This is a genomic window from Chromobacterium sinusclupearum (assembly GCF_002902845.1).
GTDB classification, from domain to species: domain Bacteria; phylum Pseudomonadota; class Gammaproteobacteria; order Burkholderiales; family Chromobacteriaceae; genus Chromobacterium; species Chromobacterium sinusclupearum.
The window spans coordinates 297,805-313,797 of record NZ_PPTF01000073.1 but is presented as its reverse complement, the minus strand read 5'-3'; the positions used below and the strand labels follow the sequence as shown (position 1 = coordinate 313,797).

The 15,993-nt window shown below is 63.8% G+C and carries 22 protein-coding genes; 21 read left to right on the top strand and 1 reads right to left on the bottom strand.

Going from position 1 to position 15,993, the window contains the following annotated elements:
• Window positions 1-6 precede the first annotated feature (6 nt).
• Window positions 7-204 carry a DUF2909 domain-containing protein gene (locus C2134_RS17230; protein ID WP_103321328.1) on the bottom strand — a complete coding sequence of 66 codons (198 nt, stop codon included), beginning with the start codon at window positions 202-204 and terminating at the stop codon, window positions 7-9.
• Between C2134_RS17230 and C2134_RS17225 the strand changes: the two genes are divergently transcribed.
• The 21 genes from C2134_RS17225 to C2134_RS17125 all read left to right on the top strand — a co-directional run bounded on the left by C2134_RS17225 (window position 203) and on the right by C2134_RS17125 (window position 15,888).
• On the top strand, window positions 203-922 hold the full coding sequence (locus C2134_RS17225) for an SURF1 family protein (protein WP_158248799.1): 720 nt from the start codon (window positions 203-205) through the stop codon (window positions 920-922). The genes C2134_RS17230 and C2134_RS17225 overlap by 2 nt on opposite strands.
• A complete protein-coding gene (locus C2134_RS17220; protein WP_103321326.1) occupies window positions 909-1,415 on the top strand; it encodes a redox-active disulfide-containing membrane protein in 507 nt (168 codons plus the stop codon). Before C2134_RS17225 ends, C2134_RS17220 begins: the two co-directional genes overlap by 14 nt.
• 69 nt (window positions 1,416-1,484) lie before the next feature.
• A complete protein-coding gene (locus C2134_RS17215) occupies window positions 1,485-2,507 on the top strand; it encodes a COX15/CtaA family protein (RefSeq protein WP_103321325.1) in 1,023 nt (340 codons plus the stop codon).
• On the top strand, window positions 2,504-3,403 hold the full coding sequence (locus C2134_RS17210; protein ID WP_103321324.1) for a heme o synthase: 900 nt from the start codon (window positions 2,504-2,506) through the stop codon (window positions 3,401-3,403). Before C2134_RS17215 ends, C2134_RS17210 begins: the two co-directional genes overlap by 4 nt.
• Window positions 3,403-3,984, top strand: a complete 582-nt coding sequence (locus C2134_RS17205; protein WP_103321323.1) for an SCO family protein — start codon at window positions 3,403-3,405, stop codon at window positions 3,982-3,984. The genes C2134_RS17210 and C2134_RS17205 overlap by 1 nt, the downstream gene beginning before the upstream one ends.
• Before the next feature lie 49 nt (window positions 3,985-4,033).
• Complete coding sequence (locus C2134_RS17200) at window positions 4,034-4,798, top strand: flagellar brake protein (RefSeq protein ID WP_233196490.1); 765 nt, start codon at window positions 4,034-4,036, stop codon at window positions 4,796-4,798.
• Between the two features lie 39 nt (window positions 4,799-4,837).
• Window positions 4,838-5,479: an ATP phosphoribosyltransferase gene (gene hisG / locus C2134_RS17195; RefSeq protein ID WP_043621395.1), complete on the top strand. Its 642-nt coding sequence runs from the start codon at window positions 4,838-4,840 to the stop codon at window positions 5,477-5,479.
• An 89-nt stretch (window positions 5,480-5,568) separates the two neighbouring features.
• Window positions 5,569-6,879, top strand: coding sequence for a histidinol dehydrogenase (gene hisD / locus C2134_RS17190; protein ID WP_103321322.1), 1,311 nt, complete (start codon window positions 5,569-5,571; stop codon window positions 6,877-6,879).
• A gap of 193 nt (window positions 6,880-7,072) precedes the next feature.
• Window positions 7,073-8,149, top strand: a complete 1,077-nt coding sequence (gene hisC, locus C2134_RS17185) for a histidinol-phosphate transaminase (RefSeq protein ID WP_103321321.1) — start codon at window positions 7,073-7,075, stop codon at window positions 8,147-8,149.
• A gap of 4 nt (window positions 8,150-8,153) precedes the next feature.
• A complete protein-coding gene (gene hisB / locus C2134_RS17180) occupies window positions 8,154-8,747 on the top strand; it encodes an imidazoleglycerol-phosphate dehydratase HisB (RefSeq protein WP_043621386.1) in 594 nt (197 codons plus the stop codon).
• Complete coding sequence (hisH, locus tag C2134_RS17175) at window positions 8,744-9,382, top strand: imidazole glycerol phosphate synthase subunit HisH (RefSeq protein ID WP_103321320.1); 639 nt, start codon at window positions 8,744-8,746, stop codon at window positions 9,380-9,382. Before hisB ends, hisH begins: the two co-directional genes overlap by 4 nt.
• Before the next feature lie 21 nt (window positions 9,383-9,403).
• Complete coding sequence (hisA, locus tag C2134_RS17170) at window positions 9,404-10,144, top strand: 1-(5-phosphoribosyl)-5-[(5-phosphoribosylamino)methylideneamino]imidazole-4-carboxamide isomerase (protein ID WP_103321319.1); 741 nt, start codon at window positions 9,404-9,406, stop codon at window positions 10,142-10,144.
• A gap of 85 nt (window positions 10,145-10,229) precedes the next feature.
• Complete coding sequence (hisF, locus tag C2134_RS17165) at window positions 10,230-10,994, top strand: imidazole glycerol phosphate synthase subunit HisF (RefSeq protein WP_103321318.1); 765 nt, start codon at window positions 10,230-10,232, stop codon at window positions 10,992-10,994.
• Window positions 10,991-11,374: a phosphoribosyl-AMP cyclohydrolase gene (gene hisI / locus C2134_RS17160; RefSeq protein ID WP_103321317.1), complete on the top strand. Its 384-nt coding sequence runs from the start codon at window positions 10,991-10,993 to the stop codon at window positions 11,372-11,374. The genes hisF and hisI overlap by 4 nt, the downstream gene beginning before the upstream one ends.
• A 121-nt stretch (window positions 11,375-11,495) precedes the next feature.
• Window positions 11,496-11,819, top strand: a complete 324-nt coding sequence (locus tag C2134_RS17155; RefSeq protein WP_043620457.1) for a phosphoribosyl-ATP diphosphatase — start codon at window positions 11,496-11,498, stop codon at window positions 11,817-11,819.
• Window positions 11,820-11,835: 16 nt separating this feature from the next.
• Window positions 11,836-12,159, top strand: a complete 324-nt coding sequence (locus C2134_RS17150; protein WP_043620454.1) for a histidine triad nucleotide-binding protein — start codon at window positions 11,836-11,838, stop codon at window positions 12,157-12,159.
• A gap of 65 nt (window positions 12,160-12,224) precedes the next feature.
• Complete coding sequence (tatA, locus tag C2134_RS17145) at window positions 12,225-12,431, top strand: Sec-independent protein translocase subunit TatA (RefSeq protein ID WP_043620451.1); 207 nt, start codon at window positions 12,225-12,227, stop codon at window positions 12,429-12,431.
• A gap of 19 nt (window positions 12,432-12,450) precedes the next feature.
• Window positions 12,451-12,978, top strand: coding sequence for a Sec-independent protein translocase protein TatB (tatB, locus tag C2134_RS17140; RefSeq protein WP_103321316.1), 528 nt, complete (start codon window positions 12,451-12,453; stop codon window positions 12,976-12,978).
• A complete protein-coding gene (gene tatC / locus C2134_RS17135) occupies window positions 12,975-13,715 on the top strand; it encodes a twin-arginine translocase subunit TatC (protein WP_103321315.1) in 741 nt (246 codons plus the stop codon). The genes tatB and tatC overlap by 4 nt, the downstream gene beginning before the upstream one ends.
• Window positions 13,712-14,056 (top strand): DUF2069 domain-containing protein, encoded by a 345-nt coding sequence (locus C2134_RS17130; protein WP_103321314.1) that lies wholly within the window; start codon window positions 13,712-13,714, stop codon window positions 14,054-14,056. The genes tatC and C2134_RS17130 overlap by 4 nt, the downstream gene beginning before the upstream one ends.
• 200 nt (window positions 14,057-14,256) lie before the next feature.
• Window positions 14,257-15,888 carry a methyl-accepting chemotaxis protein gene (locus C2134_RS17125; protein ID WP_103321313.1) on the top strand — a complete coding sequence of 544 codons (1,632 nt, stop codon included), beginning with the start codon at window positions 14,257-14,259 and terminating at the stop codon, window positions 15,886-15,888.
• Window positions 15,889-15,993: the final 105 nt, after the last annotated feature.

The window sequence follows — 15,993 nt, the reverse complement described above, 5'->3', positions numbered from 1 at the left end:
GCCGGCTCAAACCTGGTGCGGGCGCCACCAGCCGAACACGGCGCCCAAGAGCAGCAGCAGAAACAGGCCGATGGACAAGCCGACCCGCAGGGTCAAAGAGCGGACCAGACGTTGCGAGCCGTGTTCGGCTTTCATCAGTCCGGTCAATCCCCAGAACAGGGCCAGGACAATACAGGCAAGCAACAACAGGATGACGAGTTTCATGACCGTATCCTCATCTCATTCCGATCAGGAGCAAAAGCAAGAGCCAAGATGGCAGCGGCTGCTATGGGGCATGCTGCTGCTCATCGTCTTGCTGCCCTACGCCTTGGCAGTATGGCAGTGGCAGCGGGGGCAAGACAAGGAGGCCTTGCTGCGATCGTTGACCAACGCGATGAGCACCGCGCCGGTGACGCTGGTGTATCGCGATGCCGAGCCGCCGCCGGAGTTCACCCGGGTGCGTTTGATCCAGGCCGAACCGGCCGGGCCGGTGATCGAATTGCGCAACAGCTATCTGGCCGGCCAGAGCGGCCGCCGCATTCTTCAGCCTTGGCGGCAAGGCCTTGACCGCTCGCTGGTGCTGCTGGATCTGGGCTGGCTGGTTGATGGCGTCAAGCTGCCGACGTTCTCTCCGCAGCAGATTCAGCCGCAGGGCTATCGGATGCCGACGCCTCACCATTTCGTGCTGTCCGGCGCGGTAAAGGGTTTTGCCGGCCCGGTCGACCAAGTCGATGAGTCGGCGCTGCGCAGCCATTATCCCGGGCACTGGTTCCAGGGCGTGGTGGTGTTGGAAACCTCGCCCGATCCCTTGCTGCATTGGCCGGTGGTGCCGGAGTTCCTGCCGGATAAGCACTATGCCTACGCGGTGCAATGGCTGCTGCTGGGCGTGTGCCTGAGCGGCTTGTGGTGGCTATTGTGGAGACGGCGCCATGAAATCCATTGACCGCGGCCGGGCGGCCTTGCTGGGCATGGGGCTGCTGTGTCTGGCGCCGGTCTTGGCGGCATGGTTGGCGTATCTCCTGCTGCCGCCCGGCGGCGGCGCCAGTTATGGGCAATTGCTGCCGACGCGGCCGTTTGTCGCCGCGGCCAGCCCGGAATGGCCGCGCGGCAAATGGGTGCTGGTTTCGGCGCTGAGCGCCGATTGCCGCGATCGTTGCCGTCAGCGCTGGCATGCGATGAGCCAGATTCAGAAGGCGCAGGGAGAGGCGGCGGAGCGGCTGACGCGCGTGGCGCTGGTGGTGTCGGCCCGCCCGGCGGCACTGGATGTGCCGTACCGCTTGCAGCACTCGCCGGCGCATGCGCTGCCCGCTGGCAGCCAGGGTTTCTATCTGGTCGATCCGCTGGGCAACCAGGTGATGTTTTACCGCGACGGCGCCGATCCGCGGCGGATCATCGATGAAGTGGCCAGTGTGTTGAAGGTGAATAACGGGTTGTAAGCGCCCGTTCAAAAATTTCCGTCAGTGGCCGACCGGCCGATGCGCTGAGCAATGAGGGGGACCCTTGCCATGCGAAGACTGATTTGGGCGGCTTTGCTGCTGGCCGCAATCGTGGTGCCGTTCGGCGCCTATGTCAGATTGTCCCATGCCGGCTTGGGCTGCCCGGACTGGCCCGGCTGCTATGGCCACATCTCTCCCGCGCATGCCGCCGACAGCATAGGCCAGGCTCAGGCCATGTCGCCGCAGGGGCCGGTCAGCCTGGGCAAGGCCTGGAAGGAGATGCTCCATCGTTACCTCGCCGGCAGCCTCGCCACTCTGATCGCGCTGATTGCTTGGCGGGCCTGGCGCGAGCGGCGCCAGCGCTTGCCGGCGAGTCTCTTATTGGCGGTGGTGGCCTTGCAGGCCATGCTGGGCATGTGGACCGTAACCTTGCTGCTGCGGCCCGCCATCGTCACCTCCCATCTGCTAGGCGGCATGGCGGTGCTGCAGATTCTGGCCTGGATGGCGCTTTCGCCCGCATTCGCGCCGATACGCGTTCCGCTTGCGCTGCGCCGGCTGGCCGGCTGGCTGGTGTCCGCCTTGCTGCTGCAGCTGCTGCTGGGCGGCTGGGTGTCCAGCAATTACGCAGCCCTGGCTTGTCAGGGTTTTCCGGCATGCAACGGCCAGGCGTGGCCGGCGCTGCGCTTTGATCAGGCTTTCCATGTCGTGCGCGAGCTGGGCCAGGCGCCGGATGGCAGTCTGTTGGAATTCTCCAGCCTGGTAACCATACACTGGCTGCATCGTTTGGGGGCGCTGCTGGTTTCGCTGCTGGTATTGGCCTTGCTGGCCCGAGGCTGGCGCGAGCCAGGCTTGAGACGGCATCTGGTTTGCTTGGGCGCGGCCTGGGGGCTGCAGGTGGGGCTGGGCATCGCCAATGTGATGTGGCAGCTGCCCTTGCCGATTGCGGTGGCGCATAACGCCGGCGCGGCGCTATTGCTGATGGCGGCGCTGCTGTTGCTGTCGCGTCTGCATGTGCCGGCGGCGCAGCGGCGCGGGATTCATCTGCCGTTACCGCTGTCAGGGCGGCTGAGCCGGCCGGGAGAGGGGCGATGAACGCGCTCGGCCTGCCGTTGTGGCGTCGCCAGGGCCAGGCGCTGTGGCAGTTGGCCAAGCCCAGAGTGGTGGCGCTGATTGTGTTCTGCGCGGTGATCGGCATGTTTCTGGCCAGCGCCGGCTTGCCGGATGCCCGAGTTGTCATCCCGGCCACGCTGGGCATAGCGTTGGTGGCCGGCGCGGCGGCCATGGTCAATTGCCTGGTAGAGCGCGGGCTGGATGCCAGAATGCGCCGCACCGCCTGGCGTCCTACCGTCACCGGGGAGGTCGGCGTGGCGCAAACCTTGCTGGTTGCGCTGCTGGCGGGCGCAGCCGGCTTGGCCTTGCTGATCGTCTGCTGCAATGCGTTGACTGCCTGGCTGACCCTGGGCACTTTTGTCGGTTACGCGGTGGTTTACACCTTGCTGCTCAAGCCGCTGACGCCGCAGAACATCGTGATCGGCGGCGCCAGCGGCGCCATGCCGCCGGTGCTGGGGTGGGCGGCCGTGACCGGAGAAGTCAGCGCCTTCGCGCTGGTGCTGTTCCTGATCATCTATGCCTGGACGCCGCCGCATTTTTGGGCGCTGGCGCTTTACCGCCGCGACGACTACGCGCGGGCCGGCTTGCCGATGTTGCCGGTCACGCATGGCCAGCGCTACACCACCTTGTCGATTGTGCTGTACAGCGTTTTGCTTGCCGCCATCACGCTCTTGCCGGCCGCGCTGGGGCAGGCTGGCTGGATTTATCTCGCTGCGGCGGGAGCGCTGAACGGCAGGTTGTTGTTTCTTGCCGTCCGTCTGCATCGCCAGTATGCTCACACCCTGGCGCGCCGCGTGTTCACCTGGTCGATCTGGTATCTGGCTGGGTTGTTCGCGGCCTTGTTATTTGATCACTACTGGCTGATTCCCTTTTCCTGATGCTGAAGATACTGCGACTCCTGCTAGCGCTTTTCACTCTCGCCGCGCTGTCCGCCTGCGCGCCGCCCGCCATCGACTTCAAAGGCACGGCGATCAACGACGAATCCATGGGCGGGGGCTTCACGCTGACCGACTTCCATGGCCAGCCGCGCAGCCTGGACGAATTCAAGGGCAAGGTGGTGGCATTGTTCTTCGGTTACACCCATTGTCCAGACGTGTGCCCGACCACGATGTTGGAATATGCTTCGGTGATGAAGCAGTTGGGCGAAGATGCCGACAAGGTGCAGGTGTTGTTCGTCAGCGTCGATCCGCAGCGCGATACGCCCAAAGTGTTGGCCGGTTACGTGCCATACTTCGATAAGCGCTTCATCGGTTTGACCGGCACGGCCGAGCAGATCGAGAAAGTGAAAAAGCAGTACAAGGTGGTGGCGCAGCAGGTGCCGACGCCGGGTGGCAGCTACAGCGTGGACCATAGCTCAGGCTCGTATTTGCTGGACCGGGAGGGGAGATTGCGGGTGTTCGAGGCCTATGGCACGCCTTCCGCGAGCCTCGCTTATGATATCAAGCAGTTGATGCGCTAAACTTGGCGTATCGGAGAAGTGCATTATCTAAAAATGGGGTCACGAAATCGTGAGCGACGATAAAACCTCGGTGAGTCCAGCCAGTACGCATCAGTCGTTGGACTTGGCCAAATTTACGATGACATCGCCGGCCGAGATCGCCCAGCATCTGACGAATATTGCCAAACATGGCCATATGGTGACGATTTTCTCCAACAAGGGGAAAAACTTCATTCTGACGAAGATTCTGGACGTCGATTTCAAAAATGGGGTGTTCACTGTCGACTGGGGCGCCGAGGAAGAGTCCAACAACCAGGTGCTTGGCAGCGAACGCAATGTTTTCGTGTGCTCGCCGGACGGTGTGAAGACGCAGTTTGTCACCGGTGCCTTGAGCAAGGTGATCGTGGATGGCCAGCCGGCCTTTGCCGCGGACCTGCCGGAGCAGGTGATCAAGCTGCAGCGCCGCGAGTTCTTCCGCATCCAGACGCCGCTGGGCACGCCGGTGTTCTGCCATGTCGAGGATTATGGCCAGCGCGCGATAGACTTGGCGCTGTTCGATATCAGCGTGGGCGGCATGAGTCTGTGGCTGCCGGATGTCAGCACGCTCGGGTTCGACATCGGCCAGCAGTACCATAAATGCACCTTGGATCTGAAACCGATAGGCGTTTTGCAGATCGGCATCGAGGTGCGCCATCGTCTGGCCTCGCGGCTGCGCAATGACACCGAGGCGATGCGGATCGGGTGTTCCTATCTGAATTTGACGCCGAAGATGGAAACCATGATCCAGCGCTATGTCGGCTTTCTTGAGCGCGAACGCCGCGCCATGTTCGGCTGAGCGGCCGGCACTTATTTAAATCCTTTGCAGTAGAACATCATGAAGCTGACCATCGCCCTGTCCAAGGGCCGTATTTTTGAAGAGACCGTGCCTTTGCTGGCCGCCGCAGGCATTGAGCCGGCGGAAAAACCCGAATCCTCGCGCAAGCTCATCATCGGCACCAACCACCCGGAGGTGCAGCTGGTGATCGTGCGCGCCTCAGACGTGCCCACCTATGTGCAATATGGCGCGGCCGATCTTGGCATCGCTGGCCGCGACGTGCTGATCGAGCACGGCGGCGCGGGCCTGTACCAGCCGCTGGATTTGAACATCGCCAAATGCCGGATGATGGTGGCGGTGAAGGAAGGCTACGATTACGACGCCGCCGTCCGCCAGGGCGCGCGCCTGAAGATCGCCACCAAGTATCCGCAGATCGCCCGCGAGCACTTCGCCAAGAAGGGCGTCCACGTCGACATCATCAAGCTGTACGGCTCGATGGAGCTGGCGCCGCTGGTCGGTCTGGCCGACGCCATCGTCGACCTGGTCTCCACCGGCGGCACGCTGCGCGCCAACAAGCTGGTGGCGGTCGAACACATCATCGACATCAGCTCGCGCCTAGTGGTGAATCAGGCCGCGTTGAAGCTCAAATACGACGCGATTCAGCCGGTGCTGGACGCCTTCGCCGGCGCCGTGCCGGCCTGATCCATCCGCATGCCGGCTGAATGACGGTCAACCGATCGTCTTCGGCCGGCGTTGCCCCTTGTTCAGGCTCCACGCATCAGAGAATCATTATGTTGAAACTGTCATCTTCCCAGCCCGACTTCGCCGAGCGCCTGAAAGCGCTGCTGGCTTTCGAAACCGCGCAGGACCCGGCAGTGGACGCCGCCGTGGCATCCATCTGCGCCGATGTCCATCATCGCGGCGACGCGGCGCTGGTGGAGTACACCAACCGTTTCGACCGCATGCAGGCGCAGAGCATGGCCGATTTGACGCTGTCTCGCGCGCAGCTGGAAGCCGCTTGGCAGCGGCTGCCTGCCGAGGTGCGCGACGCACTGTCCGCCGCCGCCGAGCGGGTGCGCCGCTACCACGAAAAGCAGCTGGCGCATTCCTGGAGCTATGAAGACGAAGACGGCACGCTCTTGGGCCAGCAGGTGACGCCGCTGGACCGCGTCGGCATCTACGTGCCCGGCGGCAAGGCGGCTTATCCGAGTTCGGTGCTGATGAACGCGCTGCCGGCCAAGGTGGCCGGCGTAGCCGAAATCATCATGGTGGTGCCGACGCCGGGCGGCGAGCGCAATGATCTGGTGCTGGCCGCGGCCTATATCGCCGGCGTCGACAAGGTCTTTACCTGTGGCGGCGCCCAGGCAGTGGCGGCCCTGGCCTATGGCACCGAAACCATCCCGCAGGTGGACAAGATCACCGGCCCAGGCAACGCTTATGTCGCGGCCGCCAAGCGCCGCGTGTTCGGCGTGGTCGGCATCGACATGGTGGCCGGCCCGTCCGAAATCCTGGTGATCTGCGACGGCGACACCGACCCGGACTGGGTGGCGATGGACCTGTTCAGCCAGGCCGAGCACGACGAGATCGCCCAGGCCATCCTGCTGTGCCCGTCGTCCGACTACATCGCCCGCGTGGAAGCCAGCATCGCCAAGCTGCTGCCGGCCATGCCGCGCCGCGCCATCATCGAGGCCAGCCTGGGCAACCGCGGCGCGCTGATTCAGGTGCGCGACCTGGCCGAGGCCTGCGAGATCGCCAACTACATCGCGCCGGAGCACTTGGAACTGTCGGTGGCCGAACCGGATGCCTTGTTGCCGCAACTGCGCCACGCCGGCGCCATCTTCATGGGCCGCTTCACTTCGGAAAGCCTGGGCGATTACTGCGCCGGCCCGAATCATGTGCTGCCGACCAGCCGCACTGCTCGCTTTGCCAGTCCGCTCGGCGTGTACGACTTCCAGAAGCGCAGCAGCCTGATCCGCGTATCGCAGGCCGGCGCGCAGAAGCTGGGGCGCATCGCCAGCCTGCTGGCCCATGGCGAGGGGCTGACCGCCCACGCCCGCGCCGCCGAGCTGCGGCTGGATGGAGGCGCAGAACCGCAGTCCTGAAGCGGTATGGCGTCTTGCCTCCGCCGCATGGCTGGATTTTGTCCTCCGCTCTTGAATTGAGAACCCGTGCCCGCGCCGCAACAGGCGCGGCCGAGCGGGCGCAAGGCAGTAGCCCGTGGCGCGCCGACGGGTTACGATGGCCTTTTGCCCGTTTACGGGCACATTACGGCGCTTTCGCGCCGCCAGGCAGACCATGACGACCAAACTGACCGCCAAGCAACTCGTCCGCGACGAGATCACCGCCATCGGCGCCTATCATGTGGCCGACGCCACCGGCTACATCAAGCTGGACGCGATGGAAAACCCGTGGCCGCTGCCGGTGGAACTGCAGCACGAACTGGCCGCCGAACTGGCCCAGGTTGCGCTGAATCGCTATCCGGACGCCAATGGCGGCGGCCTGAAGGACGAACTGCGCGCGGCGTTTGCCATTCCCGCCGGCGCCGACATCGTGCTGGGCAACGGCTCGGACGAGCTGATCACGCTGATCACGCAGGCTTTGGCGCGTCCCGGCGCCAAGCTGCTGGCGCTGGAGCCGTCCTTCGTCATGTACAAGATGAACGCGCTGTTCTCCGGCCTGCAGTACGTCGGCGTGCCGCTGAACGACGATTTCACGCTGAATCTGTCCGCCATGCTGGAAGCCATCGAGCGCGAGCAGCCGGCGGTGGTGTTCGTGTCCTATCCCAATAATCCCACCGGTCCGCGCTACGCCCGCGACGAGGTGTTGGCGATCTGCCGCGCCGCGCCGGGCCTGGTGGTGGTGGACGAGGCTTACCAGAGCTTCGCTTCCGACAGCTTCATGGACCTGGCCGGCGAGCTGGACAACCTGCTGGTGATGCGCACGCTGTCCAAGCTGGGCTTGGCCGGCATCCGCCTCGGCTACGCCGCGGCCTGTCCGGCGTGGATTGCCGAACTGAACAAAGTGCGGCCGCCGTACAACGTCAATGTGCTGACCCTCGCCGCCGCGCGTTTCGCGTTGCGGCATCTGGAGGTGTTCAACCGCCAGGCGGCCGAGCTGCGCGCCGAACGCGCGAAACTGTCCGCAGCGCTGGCCGCGCTGCCGGCGCTGACGACGTTCCCGTCCGAGGCCAACTTCGTCACCGTCCGCGCGCCGGACGCCGTTGCGCTGTACCAGCATCTGAAAGCGAGCGGCATCCTGATCAAGCAGCTGCACGGCAGCCATCCGCTGCTGGACAACTGCCTGCGCCTGACCGTGGGCAGCCCAGACCAGAACGCGGCCCTGCTGTCCGCCATTCAACGTTTTTTTGCCTGAAGCCATGAGAACCGCAACTGTCACCCGCAATACGCTGGAAACCCAGATCACCGTCACGCTGAATCTGGACGGCACCGGCGTCGGCCGCTTTGAAACCGGCGTGCCCTTCCTCGACCACATGATGGATCAGATCGCCCGCCATGGCTTGATCGACCTCGACGTCCAGGCCGTGGGCGACCTGCACATCGACGCCCACCATACCGTGGAAGACATCGGCATCACCCTGGGCCAAGCCTTTGCCAAGGCCATCGGCGACAAGAAGGGCATCCGCCGCTACGGCCATGCCTATGTGCCGCTGGACGAAGCGCTGTCCCGCGTGGTGATCGACTTGTCCGGCCGCCCCGGCTTGGTCTACAACGTCGAATACACCCGCGCCAGCATCGGCCAGTTCGATGTGGACCTGTTCTCGGAGTTTTTCCACGGCTTCGTCAATCACAGCATGAGCACGCTGCATATCGACAATCTGCGTGGCCACAACAGCCACCACCAGGCCGAGACCATCTTCAAGGCCTTCGGCCGCGCGCTGCGCATGGCCTGTGAGCGCGATGAGCGCATGGCCGGCATCACGCCGTCCACCAAGGGGACGCTCTCCGCATGAAAGTCGCAGTGATTGATTACGGCATGGGCAATCTGCACTCGGTGCTGAAGTCCCTGCAGGCCGTCAACGACATCGGCGCCGATATTTTCCTGACCCGCGATCCGGATGCCGTGGTCCAGGCCGACAAGGTGGTCTTCCCCGGCCAGGGCGCGATGCCGGACTGCATGCGCGAGCTGAACCGCCACGGTCTGGCGGACGCCGTCCGTGAAACTACGCAGAGCAAGCCGTTTTTTGGAATCTGCGTAGGCGCGCAGCTATTGTTTGAACATAGCGCAGAGGGCGATACCGCCGGCCTGGGCCTGTTTCCGGGCAAGGTGCTGCGGTTTGCCGACGATCTCACCGCCGGCGGCGAGCGGCTGAAAGTGCCGCACATGGGTTGGAACCAGGTCTACCAGACTCAGTCCCACCCGATGTTCGCCGGCATTGTCGATGGCGAGCGTTTTTACTTTGTGCACAGTTATCACTTTGCGCCGGCCGACGCGGCGCTGACGCTGGCGGAGAGCGAATATCCGCAGCGGTTTGCCTGTATCGTCGGGCGTGGCAACATATTCGCCACGCAGTTTCACACCGAAAAGAGCCACCGCGCCGGACTTCAGATGATGAAGAATTTCCTGGCTTGGGACGGCAATGTTTAACTTACCCACACACCTAGCACCATGCTGCTGATACCCGCGATAGACCTGAAAGACGGTCAGTGCGTGCGCCTGAGACAGGGCGCAATGGACGACGCCACCATTTTCTCCGACGATCCGGTCAAGGTTGCCGCCCATTGGCGCGACCAGGGCGCGCGCCGACTGCATCTGGTGGACTTGAACGGCGCTTTCGCCGGCAAGCCGAAAAACCTGTCGGTGATCCGCGACATCCTCGGCGAGGTCGGCGAGGACATGCCGGTGCAGCTGGGTGGCGGCATCCGCGACCTGGACACCATCGAGGCCTACCTCGACATGGGCTTGTCCTACGTGATCATCGGCACCGCCGCGGTGAAGACGCCGGGCTTCCTGCACGACGCCTGCGACGCCTTCCCCGGCCAGGTCATTGTTGGCCTGGACGCCAAGGACGGCATGGTGGCGATCGACGGCTGGGCCAAGATCACCAACCACAATGTGGTTGATCTGGCCAAGCGCTTCGAGGACTACGGCGTCAACTCGGTGATCTACACCGACATCGGCCGAGACGGCATGATGACGGGCGTCAACATCGAGGCCACCGTCAAGCTGGCGCAGGCGCTGACCATCCCGGTGATCGCCTCCGGCGGCCTGACCAACCTCGACGACATCCGCGCGCTGTGCGAGGTGGAGGCCGAGGGCATCGAAGGCGCCATCACCGGCCGCGCCATCTACGAAGGCAGCATAGACTTCGCCGCCGCGCAGACGCTGGCGGACGAACTGGCCGGCTAAACCCGGCTGATCGCGCCAAACGGCGGGCTGGCCCCGCCGCTTGGCGTGCCTGAAGTTTTCTGGCTGAAGTTTTCTGGATAGTTACATGCTTGCCAAACGCATCATCCCCTGCCTGGACGTGACCGCCGGCCGCGTGGTCAAGGGCGTCAATTTCCTGGGCCTGCGCGACGCTGGCGACCCGGTGGAAATCGCCCGCCGCTACAACGAGCAGGGCGCCGACGAACTGACCTTCCTCGACATCACGGCCAGCTCCGACCAGCGCGACATCATTCTGCACGTCATCGAGGCGGTGGCGGAGCAGGTATTCATTCCCTTGACCGTCGGCGGCGGCGTGCGCAGCATCGCCGACATCCGCCGCCTGCTGAACGCCGGCGCCGACAAGGTCAGCATCAATACCGCCGCGGTCACCAACCCCGAGTTCGTGCGCGAGGCGTCCGACCACTTCGGCAACCAGTGCATCGTGGTGGCGCTGGACGCCAAGGCGGTGACGCCGGAAAACGACCGCTGGGAAATCTTCACCCACGGCGGCCGCAACCGCACTGGGCTGGACGCCGTCGAATGGGCGCGCAAGATGCAGGCGCTGGGCGCCGGCGAAATCCTGCTGACCAGCATGGACCGCGACGGCACCAAGGCCGGCTTCAATCTGCCGCTGACGCGCGCCGTGTCCGACGCGGTGGGCATTCCGGTGATCGCCTCCGGCGGCGTCGGCAACCTGCAGCATTTGGTCGATGGCGTCAAAGAAGGCCACGCCGACGCGGTGCTGGCCGCCAGCATCTTCCATTTCGGCGAATACACGGTGAGCGAGGCCAAGCAGGCCATGCGCGCCGCCGGCATTGAGGTGAGGCTATGAGCTGGCTGGACGAAGTCAAATGGGACGACAAGGGCCTGGTCACCGCCATCGCCCAGGACGCCGCCAGCGGCCGGGTGCTGATGGTGGCGTGGATGAACCGCGAAAGCCTGCAGCTGACCGCCGACACCGGCATTGCCCACTACTGGAGCCGTTCGCGGCAAAAACTGTGGAAAAAGGGCGAGGAGTCCGGCCATTTGCAGACGGTGAAGGAGCTGCGCCTGGACTGCGACGGCGACGTGATTGTGATGCAGATCGAACAAATGGGCGGCATCGCCTGTCACACCGGAAGACAGAGCTGTTTTTACCGCCGTTTCGAGAACGGCGCCTGGCTGACGGTGGATGCCGTGCTGAAAGACCCGCACAGCATTTACCACGGCTGAGTTGCCGCCGGTCAACGCTGCCCGCGATGGACGGGTTACAATGACCGGCCGGGCCGCGCTGTCATCTCCGCGCCATGCCCGTGCCGCATAATCGCCGGATTTCGGCGCAAAGGATATCGATATGACCCCGGATGTGTTGAAAAATATCGCCGACACGCTGGAAGCCCGACGCGAGGCCGCCCCGCAGTCTTCCTATGTTGCTTCGCTGTTTCACAAGGGTGAGGACGCCATCCTGAAAAAGGTGGCGGAGGAGGCGGCGGAGACGCTGCTGGCTTCCAAGGACAAGGATAAGCTGCATCTGGTGCGCGAAGTGGCCGACCTGTGGTTCCATACCATGGTGCTGTTGACATATCATGGCTTGCGTCCCGAAGACGTGGTGATGGAGCTGCATCGCCGCGAAGGCATCTCCGGGCTGGACGAAAAAGCCTCGCGCAAAACCACTTGATGATGGATTGAATTCGATGAGCGATTGTCTTTTCTGCAAGATCGTGGCGGGCCAGATTCCCGCCAACAAGGTTTACGAAGATGACGATGTGCTGGCCTTCCACGACATCCGTCCGATCGCGCCGGTGCATTTCATGATCATTCCCAAGCTGCACGTCGACTCCTTGGCCCACTGCGGCCCGGAGCATGAGGCGGTGCTGGGCAAGATCCTGACGCTGGCCCCCAAGCTGGCCAGGGAGCAGGGCCTGGAGTCCGGCTTCAAGACCGGCATCAATACCGGCCGCGGCGGCGGCCAGGAAGTGTTCCATCTTCACGTTCACGTGTTCGGCCACAAGGGCTGACGCGTTTTTCGGCTTCGCGCCGGGATGCGATCCGGCGTCTGTTTCATGAATAAGGAAGAGTCACAATGGGTTCTCTGAGCATCTGGCACTGGCTGATCGTGCTGCTGATCGTGGTACTGGTGTTCGGCACCAAGAAGCTGCCCAACATCGGCAAGGACCTCGGCAACGCGGTCAAGGGCTTCAAGGAAGGCATGAACGAGGGCGCCAAGGATGCCCAGCCGCCGGCCAAGGACGCCGGCCGCATCATCGACGGCGAAGCCGACAAGAAATAAACCCGGATGGTGACGCGGCGTGCTTGACATCAGCTTTGGCGAATTCGTCCTGATCGGCGTGGTGGCCCTGGTGGTGCTGGGGCCGGAGAGGCTGCCGGCCGTGGCGCGCACCGTGGGCGCCCTGGTGGCGCGCGCGCAGCGCTTCGTGGCCACGATGAAGGCGGATATCCAGCACCAGGCCAATCTGCAGGGACTGGACAGCATACGCCAGGACCTGCAGGACGCTGCGCACAGCTTCCGCGGCCAGCTGGAATCCGAGGTGCAGCAGGTGCGCGACGCGCTGGACCACCATTCCGCCGAGGCCCGCAATCTGGCCGAGCAGGCGGCGGAGCCGTTCCACGAGGCCGAGCGCACCATACACGGCGGCATCGTCCCGGAAGACGCCGCGCCGGCAACGGAAGCGGCATCGACGGCCGAAAGCGCCGCGCCGGAGCCGGCTGACGCGCCGCCGCCGCGCGACGAGAATCAGCTGGACCTGTTCGACGACATGCCGCCGCGCAGTAGCGCGGCGCCCAAAACCGAAACTCCTCCGCAAGCCCACCAATGAACGAACAACCGCTGCTCGCGCATCTGATCGAGCTGCGCACCCGGCTGGTGCGCGCCCTGCTGGGCATCGCCCTGGTTTTTCTGGGCCTGTTCCACTGGTCATCGGATATTTACCATCTGTTGGCGAAGCCGCTCTTGGACGCCTTGCCGCACGGCGGCAGCATGATCGCCACCGAGGTGACTTCCACCTTCTTCGTGCCGATGAAGCTGACCATGCTGGCGGCGTTTTTGATCTCGCTGCCGCATACCCTGTACCAGGTCTGGGCCTTCGTCGCGCCGGGGCTGTACGCCCACGAGAAGAAGCTGGTTCTGCCGCTGGTGCTGGCCAGCTTGGTACTGTTTCTGGTGGGCATGTCCTTCGCCTATTTCCTGGTGTTCCCGGTGGTGTTCCATTTCATGTCGGCGGTGACGCCGGCCGGCGTCAGCATGATGACGGACATCGATAAATACTTGTCCTTCGTGCTGGGTATGTTCATGGCTTTCGGCACCACCTTCGAGGTGCCGGTGATCGTGGTAGTGCTGACGCGGATGGGCGTGGTGTCGGTGGCCAAGCTGCGCGAGGCGCGGCCTTATGTCATCGTCGGCGCCTTTGTGATCGCCGCCATCGTCACGCCGCCGGACGTGCTGTCGCAGACCATGCTGGCGGTGCCGCTGTGGCTGTTGTACGAGGCCGGCGTGCTGGTGGCCGCGCTGATGGAGCGCAAGGCGCGGCGCGCCCAGGCCGAGCCCGCGCCATGAGCCGCGAGCATTTCCGCCAAGGCGCGTCCGCCGCGCTGATCGTCCTGATCTTGCTGACCCTGGCTTGGGAGCTGTGGCTGGCGCCGCTGCGTCCGGGCGGCTCCTTCCTGGCGTTCAAGGCGCTGCTATTGCTGCTGCCCTTGCGTGGCATCCTGGCCGGGCGGCTGTATACCTACCAATGGTCCAGCATGTTCATCCTGGGTTTCTTCACCGAAGGCGTGATGAGGGGTTGGGCCGACCACGGCCTGGCGCAGAGATTGGCATGGTGTGAAGTTCTGATTAGTACACTATTCTTTATCTGCGTATTGGGATTTGCCAGGAGCTTCAAGCAGCGCGCTTGAGGTAAATGGACAAGGCGAAAAGTCCGGCAGCCCATGCTGCCGGTTTTTTTTTGGGCTTTTGGATACTACTAACGCGTGAATGTTCCCGCTGGTGATATGGCGTGTGGCCGCCTGTGGCGGCCCTCATCTAGAATCGCAGCATATAACGAGACCGGGTACAGCCCGGCCGGCATTCACTCTATTGGGTATGGGGAATTACCATGCGGAATTTGTCTATCGCGGCCAGGATTACGCTTGGCTTTGCGCTGCTGTTGGCGGCGCTCATTCTCACCGGGTTGTTGGCGCAACTGGGTCTGGGCAAGATTTCGGCGCGGGCGGAAGACGTCACTTCGCACGAGCTGGCCTTTTATACCGACATTGTCAGACTGCAGCGCGACATGGGCAATCTGCGGCGTTTCGAAAAAGACTACTTCATCAATATCGCCAACGACGGCAAGCGCGCCGAGTACCTGGAAAAATGGAAAAAAGCGCAGGCCGACGCGCAACAGGCGATCAGCCAGGCCGGCACCCATCCGCTGAACGATGAGGCCTCTCAGCAATTGTCCAAACTGTCCGGCCTGCTTGGCGGTTATGTCGACGGTTTCGGCAAGGTGTCGTCGCAGGTGGAGGGCAAACAGCTCGCCGCCACGGCCGATGCCAACCACGAGCTGGAAAAGTACAAGGACAATATCCACCAGATGGAAGGCGTGGTGGATGTGCTGGGCAAGAACGCCGCGGATGCGGTGGGCTTGCTGGACGACGAGATCAATGCCACGGCCGCCAGCGTGCGCAGCCAGATGCTGGCCGAGATCATCGCGGCGCTGGTGATAGGCGTGCTGATCGCCTGGTACATCATCTCCTCCATCCGCCAACCCTTGCTGCAGATGCGCGATGCCAATCAGGAGCTGGCGGACAAGCGCAATCTACGGCTGCAATTGCCGGATTTCGGCAACAACGAGCTGGGCAGCGCCGCCGCCTCATTGGCCAAGCTGGTGGACAGCGTGCGCGCGGTGGTGGTGGAGTCGCAGGGCCATTCGGCGCAGTTGGCCAAGGCGGCCAATCAGCTGAATGTCGTCAGCGAGCATGTGTCGTCTGCGTCGGCGCATCAGTCTGAGGCCGCATCCAGCGGCGCGGCCGCCATCGAGCAGATGTCGGTCAGCATCAATCTGGTGGCGGACAGCACCCAGGATGTGGAGCGGCAGGCGCGGCAGACGATGGAGCAGGCCACAACAGGCAGCGAGCTGGCGCAGAAGGCAGCCGGCGAGATCCGCCAGATTGCCAGCACCATCACCGAGACCGCTACCGTGATGGACGGGTTGAACCAGCGCTCCGCCGACATTGGCGACATCGTGCGGGTGATCCACGACATCGCCGATCAGACCAATCTATTGGCGCTGAACGCGGCCATCGAGGCGGCGCGCGCCGGCGAAATGGGCCGCGGCTTCGCCGTGGTGGCGGACGAAGTGCGCAAGCTCGCCGAACGCACCAGCCAGGCCACCACCGAGATTTCCGGCCATATCGACGGCGTGTTGGCCGATACCCAGCGCGCCTATCAGAGCATGCAGCAGGCCAATGACAAGATTGAAACCGGCGTAGTCAGCGCTTCCAGCGTGGCGGATGCGCTGCAGCAGATCCGCGAGCTGGCCGAGCATTCGGTGCACCGCATCGCCGACATCGCCAATGCGATCAAGGAGCAGAGCCTGGCCAGCCAGGAGGTGGCGCGCAATGTCGAGCAGATCGCGCAGATGAATGGCCAGACCACGGAAGCGGCCGGCGAGGCCAGCGCGCTGGCCAGCGAGCTGCAGGCTTTGTCGCATGAGCTGGACGCCTGCCTGCAGCGCTTCCGTACTTGAGCCGGCTGCGGGTCACGCGCATCCCAAGCCCCGGCCATGCGCCGGGGTTTTTGCATGATGGTCCTGGATTTTGAATCCGCGACAGTGCGGCACGGCTGATGGGAG